The sequence below is a fragment of the Paenibacillus sp. 01T47 genome (assembly GCF_056398245.1).
On sequence record NZ_JBFTPA010000008.1, the window covers coordinates 43033 to 58440 of the forward strand.

The following is a 15408-nucleotide window of genomic DNA, read 5'->3' on the forward strand; positions in this document are numbered from 1 at the left end:
ATATATAAGTAAGTAAATAAAAACTTGTTTGGAGGAGAAATGATGATCGACGTATTCCCCGCGGCATCGCGGCATTCGGCGGATCTAGGCTGGCTGCGCAGCCACCCAAGCTTCTCATTCGGAGCTTATCATGATCCGAATCGAACAGGCTTTAGTGTGATGCGTGTGTGCAATGACGATTATTTGGCTCCGGAAAAAGGTTTTGGCGCGCATCCACATAGCGACATGGAAATCGTATCTATCGTATTGAATGGTCGCATTAGACATGAGGATAACATGGGCAACTCTGTCGTGTCTTCATTTGGCGAGGTGCAACGGATGTCAGCTGGCACGGGCGTTATCCACACGGAATTTAACGCATCAGAAGATCAAGAGCTGCGTTTGCTCCAGCTGTGGTTCATGCCGCAGGAACGAGGGATGAAACCTTCCTATGAAGCGAGCCGATTCGATGTAGACAAGCTGCATAATGCACTGCTTCCTGTCGTTTCAAATCAGGTTTTGGAACAGGTTGCCTCCATAAATCAGAATATGACGATTTATCTGAGCAAGCTGGAGCAAGGAAAACAGCTCGAATACGTTGTTGAACCGGGGCGCAAGCAATTTATATATATTATTGAAGGTGAACTGTCGGTTCACGGCGAAACGCTTTTTGCCGGTGATGAGGCACAAGTTGAGGCAGCTGAGGAGCTTACACTCACCGCTGTGGCTCCAGCCTTTTTTATGCTGATCGATTTGCCTTAGGCTTTCGAAGTAAGTTTGCATGCGCAAACTTTAAGCATACGCTTTCGAAGTAAGTTTGCATGCGCAAACTTTAAGCATACGCTTTCGAAGTAAGTTTGCATGCGCAAACTTAAGCATACGCTTTCGAAGTAAGTTTGCATGAGCAAACTTAAGCATACGCTTTCGATGTAAGTTTGCATGCGCAAACTTTAAGGAGGGATAAAAATGAAACAAACGTTTCTTGTTAAACACGCGGTGGGTGGTCGGATGTTTATTGATTCGAATAAGCTGGAAGTGCCCTATACGCTTGTTCCACAGGGGGAAGGCTGGCGATTCACGGTTTCTGTGCCATGGAGCGAAAGTATCGAAGAGCTGCTTGCACATAAAGCGGAGCTGAACGTGTTTGTTTTCCAAGAGTTTGACGATCAGCCAACGCTAAAAACGTGGTATTACGTCAAAGACGGTCCAGTTGAATATGACGCTGACCAGAACAGTCTCACGATTGTAGCGGATTCTCATATTGCCTACTACCCTCACGAGTATTCGGTTTAAAAGCGCGAGGCAATCATGTGCAATTATCAATTCGCTGTACACATAGGCCAGTCAGACATGGTTACACATGTAGGGCTGGTTTTTATTTGTGACCATACATGTCGGAGTTGCCCAGCTGCTGAAAGAAATGCCCTTCTCTGAAAAGCAAGGAAGGTGCTGCCACCTTGCGGCGACAGCACCGTATCGAAGCCTTATCCAATCATTTATTTATTGGTGCTGTGCTGTTTGCTTGCAAGCCTCTCTGCAGGGTTGCCGTTGCCGTTTCTTCTTTTGTTGAGTTCGGCTTTACGCTGCGTAGCCTGTACCTTTTGGACAAACTCACTTGTGCTTTCCAATTGTATTTCCTCCTCGTTTTTTTGGCATTCTTTCCAACTTCCTTAATTAGAATATCCAACATTCAAAAAAACTGGCGTTAGCGTCACTTATTTTGAGAAAATCGATTGATTGTAACATTGGGCTCCCTTATGATACCGATATATACTACTATGTTGATGCAGTCATTCACGTTTAACTATACAGGGAAGCTTTAAATTCGAATGCATTTCAATTGATCGTACGAGCGGAGCGAGAATAATCATGTTTAGAGTCATAGCGAGGGCGCAAATGAAAGAAGGCTTCGAGATGGAAGCCATCGAAGCGGCGAAACAGTCAGATGCTGTACAGCAGCTAATAGAGCAAGGGGAGATTATGACGGTTGGCTGTTTCCAATGGGAGCGAAATGTGTTCATTTATTGTGAGTGCATCGATCGAGTGCTCGAGCCCGAAGAGCTGCTTCCAGAGATGGCTGCTTTTTTGGAGAATTGGCCCGGACAGTCAGCTGCGCGAAAATGGATTCCGATGATTGATGTCTTCCATTTCAACGAGCCAGCCAGCTTTGATCATTGGCTTCGCAAAGAAACAGTTGAACGGCGTGTTGGAAGAGTGGCGCATTTAAAGCCGGATATGGCAGCAAGCTATATTTACTTTCATTATCAGCTCCAAGAGGAGCGGGCTTTCCATGGGCCGAAGTATGAAATCATTGCGATGCATGAGAATTTACTGTTTGGTTATCAGGAATTTCCTGCCGTCGTCGAGGAGCCCATATTACCGGGGAAGCTTAGTACGACAGGGACTCCTGCCAATTGGAGCGATTCTAGAATGGATCTTCATTTTCAACCTTGGGAGGATGGGCATTTGTATTTCAAACCGATTGAGCAGCTGTTTGCGCATTACTGCCACTCTCCAAAAAAAAGGCGCTAAAATATAGGCTGATATTTGCCTTTATTGGACGAAATATGGTACAATAAAATCAATTGCAAGTTTGAAGCAAATATTCACAATACACTGCTGTTTATAAATGATAACTGCCCCTTACTCTAAGTTCGAGGCAGTTTTTCCTTTTTTATCGCGAAGGGGGCTGACCATATGTACAATCGTAAAAAACCGCTTGAAGAAATTCCGGAAGAAAACACGAAGGTATGGACATGCGAGACGGAAGGGTGCAACAGTTGGATGCGCGATAACTTTGCGTTTGATCACGTTCCTACTTGTTTAATCTGCCATGAACCAATGGTCAGTGGCGAGAAGATGCTGCCCGCGCTCAATAACTCCAATAGTGACATGAAGACGTTGAAGAAGGGTACACCGATTATGTAGGTGTCTTTCTTAGACAAAGAGAAGCTGAGTTTTGCTCGGTTGGTTAACGCCAATTGAACGAAGCTCAGCTTTTTTTTGCCTTTGAATCAATTTATGGAGCTGACTTTAATCCCTTAGCGAAAGCAGGTTCCCGCTAACTATCCCCACTGTAATGGTGTTTCCTATAGTCGTTGGGAGAGCAGTTCGTACGTTTCTTGAAGACGCGGCTAAAATATTTCTCATCCTGAAAGCCTACCAGCTCTGCAACCTGAGCGATCTTTAACTGCCCGTTCGCCAAAAGCTCCTTTGCCCGCTTGATCCGAACCTCCGCAATAAAATCGGATAAATTGCCATTCGTCTCCTGCTTGAATTTGCGCGAAATGTATTCTCTGCTTAAATAAAAGCGCTCGGATATATCCTGCAGCGTGATCTCCTCGTGAGGATGCTGTTCAATATAGGCAGCGATGTCCTCAATGACACTGCGTTCCTTGTCATGTTCAGCCAAACGCAAGGAAACATCACACGTTTCTATAAAAACGCCCTGTTTCCACTGTTCGTAATCAAAAAAACCATTGGCATCCAAGGATAAGAGTGCCTGATCCTCAATTAAATCTGATTTGTTTCCAGTTTTGTTTTTGTCGCTTTTGTATTCCCATATAGACTTGGCGAATTCAAATTGCTGACGCCAGTTCATTAGCTGCTCTTGCGAGATGAATCCTGCTTGATCAAGTGAATCGAACCAAGGCTTTAAAGCGCGGCGGATTTGTTCTTTGTTGCCGCTCTGCACAGCAAATTTTATTTTTTCTTCATGCTCGCTAAAGAGCGGAAGCGTGTTTTTGTGCTGATGAACTGCTGCTTCAAAAGTATGGCAATACGAATCGTTAACGAGCAAATTCCGGCGCAAAAGCGCATGCTTTGCTTGTTGATAAGCGGTGGCTGCTGATGAAGGAAAGGCTGCAGCATGCCCGAGTCCAAAATGAAACCGCGTCTTCAATATTACAAATATCGCATCATTCATTTCCTTGATTAAAGCAGGCGCCAGCTCTCCATCTCCCCAAAACAGCAGCAATAGCTCCTGCTCCTGTCCGCGGTGGCGAAGCGCGAAGCCGATTTCTTTTTCCTTTAGAAATTCATTGCAAATATTCGTCAAAGAGAACAGCAGCAAATCGAGTCCTGAGGCAAATTTCTCTCTGATGAACGGAGAAGCAAGCTCAAGCTTGACCAGCGCAACACGTGCATGAGGTATAGGCTTCGTAATCCCTAATTCCAGTCTGAGCGTATCAGCAAAATTAGAGTAGGAGCCGGGTTCGTTGATCATTGCCGAAAAATATTGCTCCAAGTACATCGGCTTAAGCTGATTAAGCTCGATATTCATCCTCGTCTTGCGGCATCGCTCCTGCTCCTCCGCGGTATAGCAGCTCACTGCTTTCGCTAATGCACTAACGAGCTGCTCTGCATCAATGGGCTTCAAAATATAATCAATTCCGCCGTATTTGACCGCATGGCGAACGAGGCTAAAGTCGTCATGGCCGCTAATGACGATGATTTTGCTGGAGGGCGCATGCTCAGCCGCCCATTGCAGCAGCTCCGTGCCATTCATATTAGGCATCATCATATCGGTAAAAATAATTTCTGGCCGCTCCGCTCGAATTAAAGTAGTAGCGGCGATACCGTCTTGTGCTTCAAGCAGTGTATCGATACCGTAATCATCCCAAGGGACGAGCAGCCGTATCGCTTCCCTCACATGCTTCTCATCGTCAATGATTAATGCCTTCATCGTTCATTCTCCTTTGCCAGCGGAATATGAATCGTAACGGAAAAGCCATGCGGCTTCACGTGACGCAGCTCCATAGCAGCCGTTTTATTGAAATGCAGGCGCAGACGCGAAAGCACGTTAGGCAAGCCAATGCCGCCCTCTTCTTGATCATTCGGCTGCCCGGTTCCGATTGGAGGCATTTTCTCCAGTTGAAGCCGCACCTCTTGCAGCCGATCTTCGGATACGCCGCAGCCATTATCTTGAACCGTAATCGAAAGCCATCCCCCTTGTTTATCCAAAACGCTGGTAATCAGAAGCTCCGAAGGCTCCTCCGATGATTGCACAAACCCATGCTTAAAAAAGTTTTCGAGCAGCGGCTGCAAAATCATTTTTGGAACGAGTATTTGCCTTGTCTGCTCATCAATTAGCAGCTGCACATGGAGAGCTGTGTCAAAACGCTGTTTCTGCAGATCAAGATAGGCCTGAACATAATCGAGCTCCCGGCGCAGCTCCACGACCGAGTCCATGGCGTTCATTTGATAGCGCATCATTTTCCCAAGAGACGTAATGAGTGAATACGCTTTGGTGTCGCCGTGCTGCAGTGAAACGGTACCGATCGATTGCAGCGCATTATAGAGAAAGTGTGGATTTACCTGAGCTTGCAGCGCTTTCAGCTCATTGGTTTTATTGGCAATCTCAAGCCGATATTCGGTCAAAATGAGATTGTTGATAGTCTGCATCATCGAGCGGAAACGCCTTGCGAGCAGGCCGATTTCATCATTGCTGTGTATGTCGATCGATACATTCAAATTGCCGGTCTCAATCTTGTTCACATAACCGATTAAGCGAAGCAACGGCTTCGTAAACCGAATTGATATGAACAAAGTGGCTAATACGACAATGGCTAGAAAAGCGATTCCGACTGCCGTATTAATGCGGGCAATCCGATCGGCAGCGCTGAAGAGATGCTTGTAGGGCGTCTGTTTAATTAAATACCAGTCCATGTAAGGCGTCTTAATCCGATCATAAAAAATCATGCCCTTGAACGATTCCTCTTTCCAGTCAAAATGGCCGCTGTCTTGCCCGGAGCCCAAAATCGTCCCCAGCCAGCTCTGTTTAGCAGACGTACCGATTTCGTTCTTATCCGAAGAAAGCACAATTTGACCATTCGAATCCGCAATATAAAAGCTTTCCTCACCGCCGTCATAGAGCTGGCGGTTTAAATCCTCTAATACATTCAATCTTACATCGATCGACAATTCAGCGAGCAGCTCATCACTTGGGGCGAGGAAGATCGGACGATGGATCGTAAATACCATTTCCTCGCTTGCCGAAGATTTGAGGTCAACGAGTCCGTAATTATGGCTCATATGCGTAGGCTCTATATAAGCTTTCTTAAAGGTTTGTGGAATGGGAACATTATTTCGCCCAACCTTAATGTCGTCATTCCATAGTAGATACGTTGCGTTTTGGTTGACCGCATAAAGCCTTACTTTATGAAACTCACTGACACTTTGATACATGTTGTATAAATGATCCTTCAGCAGGTTGCGATTGCGAATGACGTCGGTAATATCGTTCGGGAATACCTCATCCTCCATGCTGTGCTCCAAAATATAATACAAAGAGCGCGGAACGTTCATCGCGTTGTAGACAGCGAGTGACTTCTGATTGATGTTGTTCATGTAGTTCATAATGTTGGTTTTTCCGAGCGACAGCAGTCGATTGTTGCGGGCAATCGCATCCTCTGTAATCGATTTGGTTGTCGCATTATAAGAGATAATCATCGAGGTTGCAATCGGCAAAATCGTAGCTGCGAGCAGCAAAAGCATGAGCTTTTTGCGAATCGTGTTAAATGGCTTAATCGTATTCATGATCACAATCGCCCGCTTTCTGTCTAAGTCACTCTTGCATAAACACAGTAACCGATCCTGCTGCGGATGGTCAATATAGTCCACCTACCTTATCATCATCCTCTGTGGTTTGATGGGGGACTCGGTTTTATACTGTGATTATCAACAGATACATTGACACATAGGGAAGAGAAAGGGGACGAGAATGATGTCCAAAAAAATCAAGTGGAACGAATGGATACAGCAAACGGTATTTGTTGGACCGGGACTCATTGCCTTTATATTGATTGTGCTTGCGCCATTCGTGATGGGTTTTTACTACACCTTTACGGAATGGAACGGGATGGACCTCGGCAACGCCAAATGGGTAGGTATGAAAAATATAGTAAAGATTTTCTCGGACGATGAACGTTTTTGGAACGCATTCTGGTTTACGACTAAGTTTACGGCTGCCGCGGTTATCGTCACCAACCTGCTGGCATTTCTGTTATCTCTGCTGCTTACGCGAAACCTGAAGAGCCGCAACATTTTGCGAACCGTATTTTTTCTGCCTAACGTAATCGGGGGACTGCTGCTCGGCTACATTTGGTATTTTATATTCGTAAGGGGTTTTCGTGCTATCGGCGAAGCGACGGGCTTCGGATTCTTTAACCTTCAGTGGCTAGGTACTCCGAATACTGCCTTTTGGGGTATCGTTATCGTATTCGTATGGCAGACGGCAGGGTATATGATGATTATTTATATCGCAGCTATGATCAGTGTGCCGAAGGATTTAATCGAGGCCGCCAAAATCGACGGAGCAGGAGCTTGGCAAATGCTGCGTTCAGTCACCGTGCCGCTTATTATGCCAGCCATTACGATCTGCTTGTTCCTGACGACATCAAACTCGTTCAAAATGTTCGATTTGAACCTGTCGCTCACTGCTGGCGGTCCTGGCAATGCAACGGAATCGATTGCGCTAAACGTTTACCGCGAGGGGCTGGTTAACAACCGTTATGGACTTGGAACAGCGAAAGCGATGATATTCTTCTTCGGCGTAGCTTTAATTACAGTCACGCAGGTATGGTTCACGAAGAAGAAGGAGGTGGAGGCGTAATGGAAAACAAACAGCGCTATACACCACTCATTTTATTGCTCGAAATTATAGGTATCGCGGCTGCGCTCATTTTCTTGGCACCGTTCTACTTTTTGATCATCAACTCGTTCAAGGAGCTCAAATTTATTTTGCTCAACGCCGCTTCGCTGCCGGAGAAGCTGGGGCTGGACAACTTCAAGCGCGCATGGGTTGCTATCGATTTTCCGACGGTGTTTCTGAATTCGTTTATGGTGACCTCGATTAGCGTCCATATGCTTGTCATCGTCAGCTCCATGATGGCTTATCGCTTAGTTAGGCGTCCGACGACCTTTAATAAAATATTGCTGACGGTGCTTATTGCTGCCATGATCATTCCGTTCCAATCGGTTATGCTGCCGCTGATGCGCATTACGTCGATGTTCGAATTGCGCGGACATTTGTATGGTATCGTTATATGCTATATGGGCTTCGGCATTTCCTTATCGATGTTTCTGTATCATGGGTTCATTAAATCTGTTCCGCTAGAGGTAGAGGAAGCGGCGGTCGTGGATGGCTGCTCACCTTATGGCGTGTTCTGGCGTATCGTGTTTCCGCTGCTGAAGCCGATCACGGTAACGGTCATTATTTTGAACGTGCTGTGGATTTGGAATGATTATTTGCTGCCAGTGCTCGTTATAAATGATAAGCTGACTACGATTCCGCTCGCCGTGCAAAAGTTTTTTGGCCAATATTTGCGCAAGTGGGATCTCGCAATGGCTGCACTCACGCTTAGTACAATTCCGATTATTTTGTTTTTTTTATTTTTGCAAAAGCACATTATTGAAGGAATTACAGCCGGTTCAGTTAAAGGTTAATGATAAAAAGTTTAATTATGGAAGTTATCAACATTTTACACCTAGAAGTACAATATATTCGGTGTTGTGCTACGTTGTTGCACAATTATAATGACGATGTAAGCGATACAAAAACGAAATGATATATAAAATTTGCGGGAGGTCATAAGATGAAAAAAGTTTCCTTACTTATGCTAGCTGCTATTATGCTCATCGTTCTGGCAAGCGGCTGTGGAAGCAACAACGGTAACGGCGGGAAAGTAACAAATGCACCGAAAGAAACTGAAAAAAATGGCGGAACAGAAGCGACGGCAGCGCCGAAGAAGGACGTTACCATTAAAGTGTTTCAGTTCAAGGTAGAGATAGCTGATGCACTTGCCAAAATGGCTGCTGAATACGAGAAGGAAACCGGCGTAAAAGTGGAAATCGAGACACACGGCGGCGGGGAAGACTACAGCGCATTGCTGAAAGCAGAGCTGGCTGCCGGCGAGGAGCCGGAAATTTTCAACTCAAGCGGCTGGGCGGGCTTCGATCCTTACGTGGACCGTGCGACGGACTTGACTGGCGAGGCTTGGGCGAAGGATTTGGTTGAAGCATCGAAAGCGCAAATTACGCGTGACGGCAAGCTGCTTGGCATGCCGATGAACCTTGAAGCTTATGGCTTCACCTACAATAAGGATCTATTTGCAAAAGCAGGCATCACCGACCTGCCGCAAACGCTCGAGGATCTAGAAGCAGCAGCTAAAAAGCTGAAGGATGCTGGCATCATTCCATTCGCGCTTACTTCGGAGTGGTGGTCGATGGGCATTCATACGCTAAATATCGCATTTGCTAACCAAGCTGATCCTGCGGCATTTATCGAAGATGTGAAAGCGGGCAAAGTGAAGCTGAAAGATGATCCGATCATGAAGCAGTGGATTCGCCTAGTGGACATTATGTTCGCGAATGGTCAAGACAATGCGCTGACAACGGATTACAATACGCAGGTAGCGGAGTTCGCAGCAGGCAAATATGCCATGATTCAGCACGGCAACTGGATTCAAGGCATGATTGATGAAATTGATCCCGCGCTTAACCTTGGCATGATGGCTGTCCCTCTTCAAGGCAAGCCTAACGTATTTACCGGCGTACCGAACAACTGGATCGTCAACAGCAAATCCGACCAAGTGGAAGAAGCGAAAGCCTTCTTGAACTGGATGGTTACTTCGGAAACAGGCAAAAAATTCATTTCAACCGATTTCAAATTTGTACCGGCATTGTCCTCCATCGAGCCGAACCCAGAAGCGGTAGGCAAAATCGGCGGCGACTTCGCAACCTTCGCGAATGCTAATCCTGAGCAAGTGAAAAGCTGGAACTGGGATCGTTTCCCTGACGGCATTACACAGCAATGGGGTGCAGCAATGCAAGAATATCTCGGCAAGCAAATTACTAGCGATCAATTGCTTGAAAAATTCGATAAAGCGGTACAGGATATCGTGAAAAAATAATATTTTGAGCAAGCAGAAGATTATGATGCTCCCGTATCTTCTATAATAAAAGAGGCAGCTCCTTAGGTTATTGACCTAAGGGGCTGCCTCTTATTCGTGAGAGACTTACCCGTACACGAGACTATACGATGTCTCTATCCATTGCCTCGCAAATCAACATGGCGAACAGGCTGTTGGACCAAGCGAACCATTCTCGCGAGAATACGGACGGATCGTCCGGATGGAAGCCCTCGTGCATAAAGCCCGTATCTGCATCTGTATTCACGAGCATATCGATAAGCTCTTTTATTTCTTCATTATTATCAGCAGTCAACGCTTGCATCGACAAAGCCATATGCCATACATGCCCGGCAGGCGTATGAGGGCTGCCTATGCCTTTGGCAAATTTGCCTTCAAAGTAAAACGGATTTTCATGGCTCAGCGCAAACCTGCGTGTGTTCTGATAAATGGGATCGTCCACAGGCGCATAGCCGAAATAAGGAATAGACAGCAGTCCAGGTGTACCCGCGTCATCCATAAGACAGTAGTTTCCATACCCATCCGTTTCATAAGCATAAATTTTGCCGAATACGGGATGATTGACGATGCCGTACGCTCTGATGCCGAAGTCGATCTCCTGCCGCAGCTTCTCTGCTCTTGCAGCCAATTCTTTGTCGCCATACACTTGATCCGCAATATCCCGAATATAGCCCAAAATAACGACGGCAAACATGTTGGAAGGAATGTTGTAGCCGAACAGGCAAGCATCATCGCTTGGACGGAAGCCCGACCAAGACATGCCTGTGTAGTTGACCGGCAGTCCTAACCCGTCATTTTGCAGCGTTTCGGTTTCTTTAAAGCCTGGACGCACGAAGCGGTAAGGGGACTTCTCTTCATGCCGCTGCTCTGTTTTGATTACATGGACAATCGAGTTTAAGGCTTGATAGCAGGCATCGTCGAAAATATCGCTTTTGCCCGTTTCCTGCCAGTACATATAGGCGAGCTGAGTAGGGAAGCACAAGGAATCCAGCTCATATTTGCGCTCCCACATCCAAGCTGTCATATCCGATTGGTCACCTGCATTATAATGTTTGCCGCTTGCCGTCTCATTAAATGCGTTCGTATAGGGATCTATATTAATGTAGAACATTTGACGGCGAATTACGCCGCTAATAATACGCTGAAGTTCAGCATCCTCCTTGGCATAAGGGATGTAATGACGAACCTGCTCCGTAGAATCCCGCAGCCACATCGCCGGAATATCTCCTGTAATGACAAAGGTTGTGCCATCGTCCATCAGTTTGATTGTTGTCTCCAGCGTATTTGGGAAACAATTTTTGAACAGCTTTTGCAGCTTGGGACGATGCGCAAGGCGCTGGTCTGCCTCAGCTAATACGTTAATGATGGAATCTGGTAATTTCATAAGGTTTGCCTCCTGATTAGTTCAATTGTAATGAGTAGGTTATAATTTTTGCTTTTCCAATGGTTTGGCGTACAGAGCTGTTCTGAATGCTCGCGGCCTCTTGGCGCCGTTCCAAAATATCGCTTTGATAAATATGATCTACGCCAAAATTAGCTTCAAACGCCAGCTCCTGCGGCTCGCCCGCAAGGTTGTACCAACGAATAATGACATCGCCGCTTTGCTGCGACACTTTAAAGGCGGACAAAGCGAACCCTTTGCCTTCCCACTTCAGTGGCTCATAGGTTGCCGGGAGCGAGCCTTGTTGATTTCCGGTTTGCAGGTGGAACCAAGGCGCTTGGAATTGGTAAGCTTCCACAAATGCCTCCGAAGAAATAGCATCGCCGGCGTGCGGGAATACGGAGAACTCTACGGTATGCTCGCCAAGGCACTGCGCCTCTGGTGTCGGGAATACTCCCCAATCTCCCAGCTCAGAAACAGAACGGAGAAGCGTAACCGCTATGGTATTAGATCCATCGCGAAGCACTTCGTATTCGTTAAGACCTTTATTAGCGACACTTAAGCCGTGTTCGCCGTCGGACACACTAACAAATGCATGTTGATGCTGGGCATTGCTTGGATTTATCCACTCCTCCGCTGGCGTCGTATCACGGGAAGCGACCTCGAAGATCGAGTCAGCCAAATGCTTGTCCGACTTCAACCCAGTAGGGAACAATACGCGAAGGCGATGATCCTTGGCCTGATTATTGAAGGATGCCTCCAGCTGCAGCCCTCTGCCGGATTGCTCTAGGCTAACGCGAGTGACGATGCGCATCGGCACCATATGCTCGACTCGTTGGGCCTGCCGATCACGGAAACGGACCATTTTTCGTTTTTCAGTCGTGAATGTATCATCAGCTCTGGCTGGAATTGCCCATTCATGGACAATCTCGTACGTGACCCGATAAGCTTCATTCTCAACAAGGGTTATCGTTGCCGGAATACCTTTGGTCGTAAGAGGCTGTTCTCCCTCAGGCTGCCGGAATACATATTCATTGCCAATGTCGCCGCAATCCTCGTAAATGCCAAGTCCTTGGAATGTCTTTCCGGTTACTTTATCTGTTAAATGATAAGAGCCGTCTGCTTCAAAGCTTACAGCAATATATTGATTTTCCATGCCGCTTGGGCTGGCGATTAGTGATGTGTTAGGCACTAAAGCCGGGGCTGCAGCGGATTCTTGCCATGCATACGTTTTGAAGCCAAGTGCCGGAACACGGCTTGCTTCAAACGTTAACTTTATTTTGCGGGCCATATAAGGCTGGCGGAATTTATCCTTCGGCAGCTCATAACCGAAATGAACGCCTAAATCCTCCACTTTGGCAGCAATCGCATAACCCTCGTCATCCAGCAGAGCTCCATTCTCCAAATGAAGCGGGAGCTTCTCAAGCCGTTCAGCAATGGCAGCAGGGTTAGGCCCTTCCTTGAAATAAGCTTTGGCAACGATGAGTTCCGCGCTTACTGTGCCGCTGCGCTCCCAACCTGTCATGTTGAAAATAGTAACCGGCACGCTGGATTCTCCCCATGCTTTAACTCCGCTTGTATCGATCTGTCCCGCAATTGCACTTAGGCTCTCCGCTATAATGGATTCGGCCGTATGGCGGCTCTTATCGAATCGCGTCACCATTTCTTGATGCACTTCGTCTACGCTGCAGCCGCAAATACTGTCATGTGGATGATTTTGCATAAGCGTCTTCCAAGCATAGGTCAATAGCTGATGCGGATAGCTTTGGCCGCCGACTAGATGTGCAAGTGCAGCTAGTGGCTCAGCGCCTTTCTCCAGCAAGGTTTGTCCCCGCTGATTGAGCTGCTTCAAATAAACCCGAGCGGAAGCCGTATTGACGAGCGTGCTCCACCCGTCTGTATGCTGGCTGCGCAGCTCGCCCTCGACCGTCGTCAAATGAGAAGGCAGCTGTCCCTTCAATGCCTCGATATATTGCTCAAAGCTGGAATGAACAAAGGTAACGTCCGGGAAAAGCTCGCTTGCCGTGCGAATGCCTTCGGATAAGTTGGTTTGAACAGGTTGATGATCACAGCCGTTCATGAATAGAAGCTCTGGCGTAGAAGCGTATTTGCTGGCATCGCCGAGCCGTTTGGTCCAATAGGCTTTCGCTTCTTCTGGATCAGTCGGCACTTCCATCCCGTTGTTGTACCAGTTGGCAAATAGCAGTCCCAGCACGGACGAACCGTCCGCAGAGGTCCAGTGCATTTCTGAATATGGAGATTCATAGCTGGAGCCGGTCGTTTCGCCGACCATATTATCGAAGCCGGTCGGCTTAACGCCCCGTCCAAACACAGCGGTATCAATATCTGCTTGCTTCAGCATTTGTGGAGCCTGCCCCATATTTCCGAAGGAATCGGGGAAATATCCAAGCTTTGAAATAACGCCATAATAAGCAGCGTCTTGATGCCCAATCAACAAGTTGCGGACATTCGCCTCGGAGCTTGTCAGAAATTCATCCTGCAGCACATACCATGGACCGATAATAATTCGGCCTTCTCGAATGTATTTCTCGAGCACTTCTCTTTTCTCAGGATGAATCTGTAGATAGTCTTCAATAATGATCGTCTGTCCGTCCAGATGAAAGCTGCGGAAGCTGTCATCCTCTTCCAAGATGCGAAGCAAATCGTTCATTAGCTCTGCGAGCAGCGTATGGTGGTATTCGTAAGGCATGTACCATTCGCGGTCCCAGTGTGTGTGCGAAATAAGATGGGCGGTTTTGTTTGTCACGGTCAAAAGCCTCCTGAATTGGATTGGAATTGTATGCGTGTTCATAAGAGATAATTGATAACGGCTGTTCAGAAACAGGCATTCGTAAGAAAGGTTCACACATTTATCCGCAAAGCACAATATGTATCACTTGCACCCCATTTTCGGACAGCATATCTAACACATTAAGAGCGTTCTGATGAGCAGAAATAGGACAACTGTCATTGCGAAAAGCCTGTAAAACCCTATGGTTACGGCGTTTTCGAATGACAATGCAGATCATACATATTTACCGTTGATGGTGAAAATGACTACAATTTGGAATGTAAGCGCTAGTCAATTACAATGCCGGTTGCCGGTAGAGTGAAGCTGCGAATAACAACATAGAGAGAGGAGGATTCGAGAGAGATGGAAGGAAACGAATTGCAAGCTGTTCCATTAAACAAGAAAACAAGCGGAAACAAGTCGCTCGCAAAAAAGATGCTGCAAAACTGGGAGCTCTACTTATTTATGACTCCTGTCATGCTGTACTTTCTTATCTTCCATTATGGTCCGATGTACGGTATCCAGATTGCTTTCAAGAACTTCATTCCGACAAAAGGCATTATGGGAAGTCCGTGGGTAGGCTTCGAGCATTTTGAGAGATTTTTTAACTCCTATTATTTTTGGGACTTATTGTGGAATACGTTCAGCATTAGCTTATATGAACTGGCCATCGGTTTTCCGCTGCCCATTATTCTAGCGTTAGCATTTAACGAAATTAAGAACGGCTACTTTAAGAAAACTGTGCAAACGGTTACTTATGCACCGCATTTTATTTCTGTCGTTGTTATGGCCGGGATGATTATCACTTTCTTGTCGCCATCATCGGGAATGCTTGTGAGGCTAATCGAGCTGGTTGGCTTGGAGCCGGCTGCTTATCTTACGGATCCAAAATGGTTTAAGACGGTGTATGTCTTATCAGGCGTGTGGCAAAGCGCGGGGTGGGGGACAATTATTTATCTTGCAGCATTGTCTGGCGTAGACCCTCAGCTTCATGAGGCTGCTATCGTCGATGGCGCAAGCCGTTTCAAACGAGTGCTGCACATCAACTTGCCGACGATTGTACCGACCATCACCATTTTATTGATTTTGAACATGGGCAATATTTTGGGCGTTGGCTTTGAGAAAATTTTGCTGCTGCAAAATCCATTAAATATGGGGTCATCGGATGTCATTTCTACATTTGTTTACCGAACCGGGCTAGTAGATGCACAGTATAGCTTCTCTACAGCCGTGGGCTTGTTCAATTCAGTCGTGAATGCGCTTTTGCTTATCATGGTCAACAAAATTGCGAAACGCACAAGCGAAACCAGTCTTTGGTAGGAAGGAGG

At 46.6% G+C, this 15408-nt stretch carries 13 protein-coding genes; 8 read left to right on the forward strand and 5 right to left on the reverse strand.

Features of this window, described 5'->3' with window-relative positions; all coding sequences use genetic code 11:
• The first annotated feature begins 42 nt into the window (after positions 1 to 42).
• Both AC1DOV_RS17545 and AC1DOV_RS17550 read left to right on the forward strand, forming a co-directional pair.
• Positions 43 to 741 (forward strand): pirin family protein, encoded by a 699-nt coding sequence (locus AC1DOV_RS17545; RefSeq protein WP_477550706.1) that lies wholly within the window; start codon positions 43 to 45, stop codon positions 739 to 741.
• Between the two features lie 204 nt (positions 742 to 945).
• Positions 946 to 1272 (forward strand): hypothetical protein, encoded by a 327-nt coding sequence (locus tag AC1DOV_RS17550; protein ID WP_477550618.1) that lies wholly within the window; start codon positions 946 to 948, stop codon positions 1270 to 1272.
• Positions 1273 to 1475: 203 nt separating this feature from the next.
• On the opposite strand, the gene AC1DOV_RS17555 is transcribed toward AC1DOV_RS17550, so the two are convergent.
• Positions 1476 to 1607, reverse strand: coding sequence for a DUF4023 domain-containing protein (locus AC1DOV_RS17555; RefSeq protein ID WP_477550619.1), 132 nt, complete (start codon positions 1605 to 1607; stop codon positions 1476 to 1478).
• A gap of 241 nt (positions 1608 to 1848) precedes the next feature.
• Here AC1DOV_RS17555 and AC1DOV_RS17560 point away from each other — a divergent pair, with 241 nt between their 5' ends.
• Positions 1849 to 2511: a hypothetical protein gene (locus AC1DOV_RS17560; RefSeq protein ID WP_477550620.1), complete on the forward strand. Its 663-nt coding sequence runs from the start codon at positions 1849 to 1851 to the stop codon at positions 2509 to 2511.
• Between the two features lie 165 nt (positions 2512 to 2676).
• The gene (locus AC1DOV_RS17565; protein ID WP_053373644.1) at positions 2677 to 2907 is read left to right on the forward strand and encodes a cold-shock protein; all 231 of its coding nucleotides are present in this window, start codon (positions 2677 to 2679) and stop codon (positions 2905 to 2907) included.
• A gap of 133 nt (positions 2908 to 3040) precedes the next feature.
• On the opposite strand, the gene AC1DOV_RS17570 is transcribed toward AC1DOV_RS17565, so the two are convergent.
• Both AC1DOV_RS17570 and AC1DOV_RS17575 read right to left on the reverse strand, forming a co-directional pair.
• Positions 3041 to 4663, reverse strand: coding sequence for a response regulator transcription factor (locus AC1DOV_RS17570; RefSeq protein ID WP_477550621.1), 1623 nt, complete (start codon positions 4661 to 4663; stop codon positions 3041 to 3043).
• Complete coding sequence (locus tag AC1DOV_RS17575; RefSeq protein ID WP_477550622.1) at positions 4660 to 6516, reverse strand: sensor histidine kinase; 1857 nt, start codon at positions 6514 to 6516, stop codon at positions 4660 to 4662. The genes AC1DOV_RS17570 and AC1DOV_RS17575 overlap by 4 nt, the downstream gene beginning before the upstream one ends.
• A gap of 187 nt (positions 6517 to 6703) precedes the next feature.
• On the opposite strand from AC1DOV_RS17575, the gene AC1DOV_RS17580 reads away from it, so the two are divergent.
• The 3 genes from AC1DOV_RS17580 to AC1DOV_RS17590 all read left to right on the forward strand — a co-directional run bounded on the left by AC1DOV_RS17580 (position 6704) and on the right by AC1DOV_RS17590 (position 9890).
• On the forward strand, positions 6704 to 7591 hold the full coding sequence (locus AC1DOV_RS17580; RefSeq protein WP_076266328.1) for a carbohydrate ABC transporter permease: 888 nt from the start codon (positions 6704 to 6706) through the stop codon (positions 7589 to 7591).
• A complete protein-coding gene (locus tag AC1DOV_RS17585; protein ID WP_477550623.1) occupies positions 7591 to 8424 on the forward strand; it encodes a carbohydrate ABC transporter permease in 834 nt (277 codons plus the stop codon). Before AC1DOV_RS17580 ends, AC1DOV_RS17585 begins: the two co-directional genes overlap by 1 nt.
• Positions 8425 to 8573: 149 nt before the next feature.
• Positions 8574 to 9890: an ABC transporter substrate-binding protein gene (locus AC1DOV_RS17590; RefSeq protein ID WP_477550624.1), complete on the forward strand. Its 1317-nt coding sequence runs from the start codon at positions 8574 to 8576 to the stop codon at positions 9888 to 9890.
• 121 nt (positions 9891 to 10011) lie between these two features.
• Here the strand turns inward: AC1DOV_RS17590 and AC1DOV_RS17595 are convergent, their stop codons facing one another.
• Together AC1DOV_RS17595 and AC1DOV_RS17600 are read right to left on the reverse strand one after the other, a co-directional pair.
• Positions 10012 to 11292 carry a glycoside hydrolase family 125 protein gene (locus tag AC1DOV_RS17595; protein WP_477550625.1) on the reverse strand — a complete coding sequence of 427 codons (1281 nt, stop codon included), beginning with the start codon at positions 11290 to 11292 and terminating at the stop codon, positions 10012 to 10014.
• Positions 11293 to 11308: 16 nt separating this feature from the next.
• Complete coding sequence (locus AC1DOV_RS17600) at positions 11309 to 14101, reverse strand: alpha-mannosidase (RefSeq protein WP_477550707.1); 2793 nt, start codon at positions 14099 to 14101, stop codon at positions 11309 to 11311.
• Positions 14102 to 14515: 414 nt separating this feature from the next.
• Between AC1DOV_RS17600 and AC1DOV_RS17605 the strand changes: the two genes are divergently transcribed.
• Entirely contained in the window at positions 14516 to 15400 is an 885-nt protein-coding gene (locus tag AC1DOV_RS17605) for an ABC transporter permease (RefSeq protein WP_372238957.1), read from the forward strand.
• The last annotated feature ends 8 nt before the right edge of the window (positions 15401 to 15408 follow it).

Coding starts and splice junctions, on each gene's coding strand:
- AC1DOV_RS17560 (WP_477550620.1), top strand. CDS start 1,849: ATGTTTAGAGTCATAGCGAGGGCGCAAATGAAAGAAGGCTTCGAGATG.
- AC1DOV_RS17575 (WP_477550622.1), bottom strand. CDS start 6,516: ATGAATACGATTAAGCCATTTAACACGATTCGCAAAAAGCTCATGCTT.
- AC1DOV_RS17545 (WP_477550706.1), top strand. CDS start 43: ATGATCGACGTATTCCCCGCGGCATCGCGGCATTCGGCGGATCTAGGC.
- AC1DOV_RS17585 (WP_477550623.1), top strand. CDS start 7,591: ATGGAAAACAAACAGCGCTATACACCACTCATTTTATTGCTCGAAATT.
- AC1DOV_RS17605 (WP_372238957.1), top strand. CDS start 14,516: ATGCTGCAAAACTGGGAGCTCTACTTATTTATGACTCCTGTCATGCTG.
- AC1DOV_RS17580 (WP_076266328.1), top strand. CDS start 6,704: ATGTCCAAAAAAATCAAGTGGAACGAATGGATACAGCAAACGGTATTT.
- AC1DOV_RS17590 (WP_477550624.1), top strand. CDS start 8,574: ATGAAAAAAGTTTCCTTACTTATGCTAGCTGCTATTATGCTCATCGTT.
- AC1DOV_RS17595 (WP_477550625.1), bottom strand. CDS start 11,292: ATGAAATTACCAGATTCCATCATTAACGTATTAGCTGAGGCAGACCAG.
- AC1DOV_RS17565 (WP_053373644.1), top strand. CDS start 2,677: ATGTACAATCGTAAAAAACCGCTTGAAGAAATTCCGGAAGAAAACACG.
- AC1DOV_RS17600 (WP_477550707.1), bottom strand. CDS start 14,101: ATGAACACGCATACAATTCCAATCCAATTCAGGAGGCTTTTGACCGTG.
- AC1DOV_RS17550 (WP_477550618.1), top strand. CDS start 946: ATGAAACAAACGTTTCTTGTTAAACACGCGGTGGGTGGTCGGATGTTT.
- AC1DOV_RS17570 (WP_477550621.1), bottom strand. CDS start 4,663: ATGAAGGCATTAATCATTGACGATGAGAAGCATGTGAGGGAAGCGATA.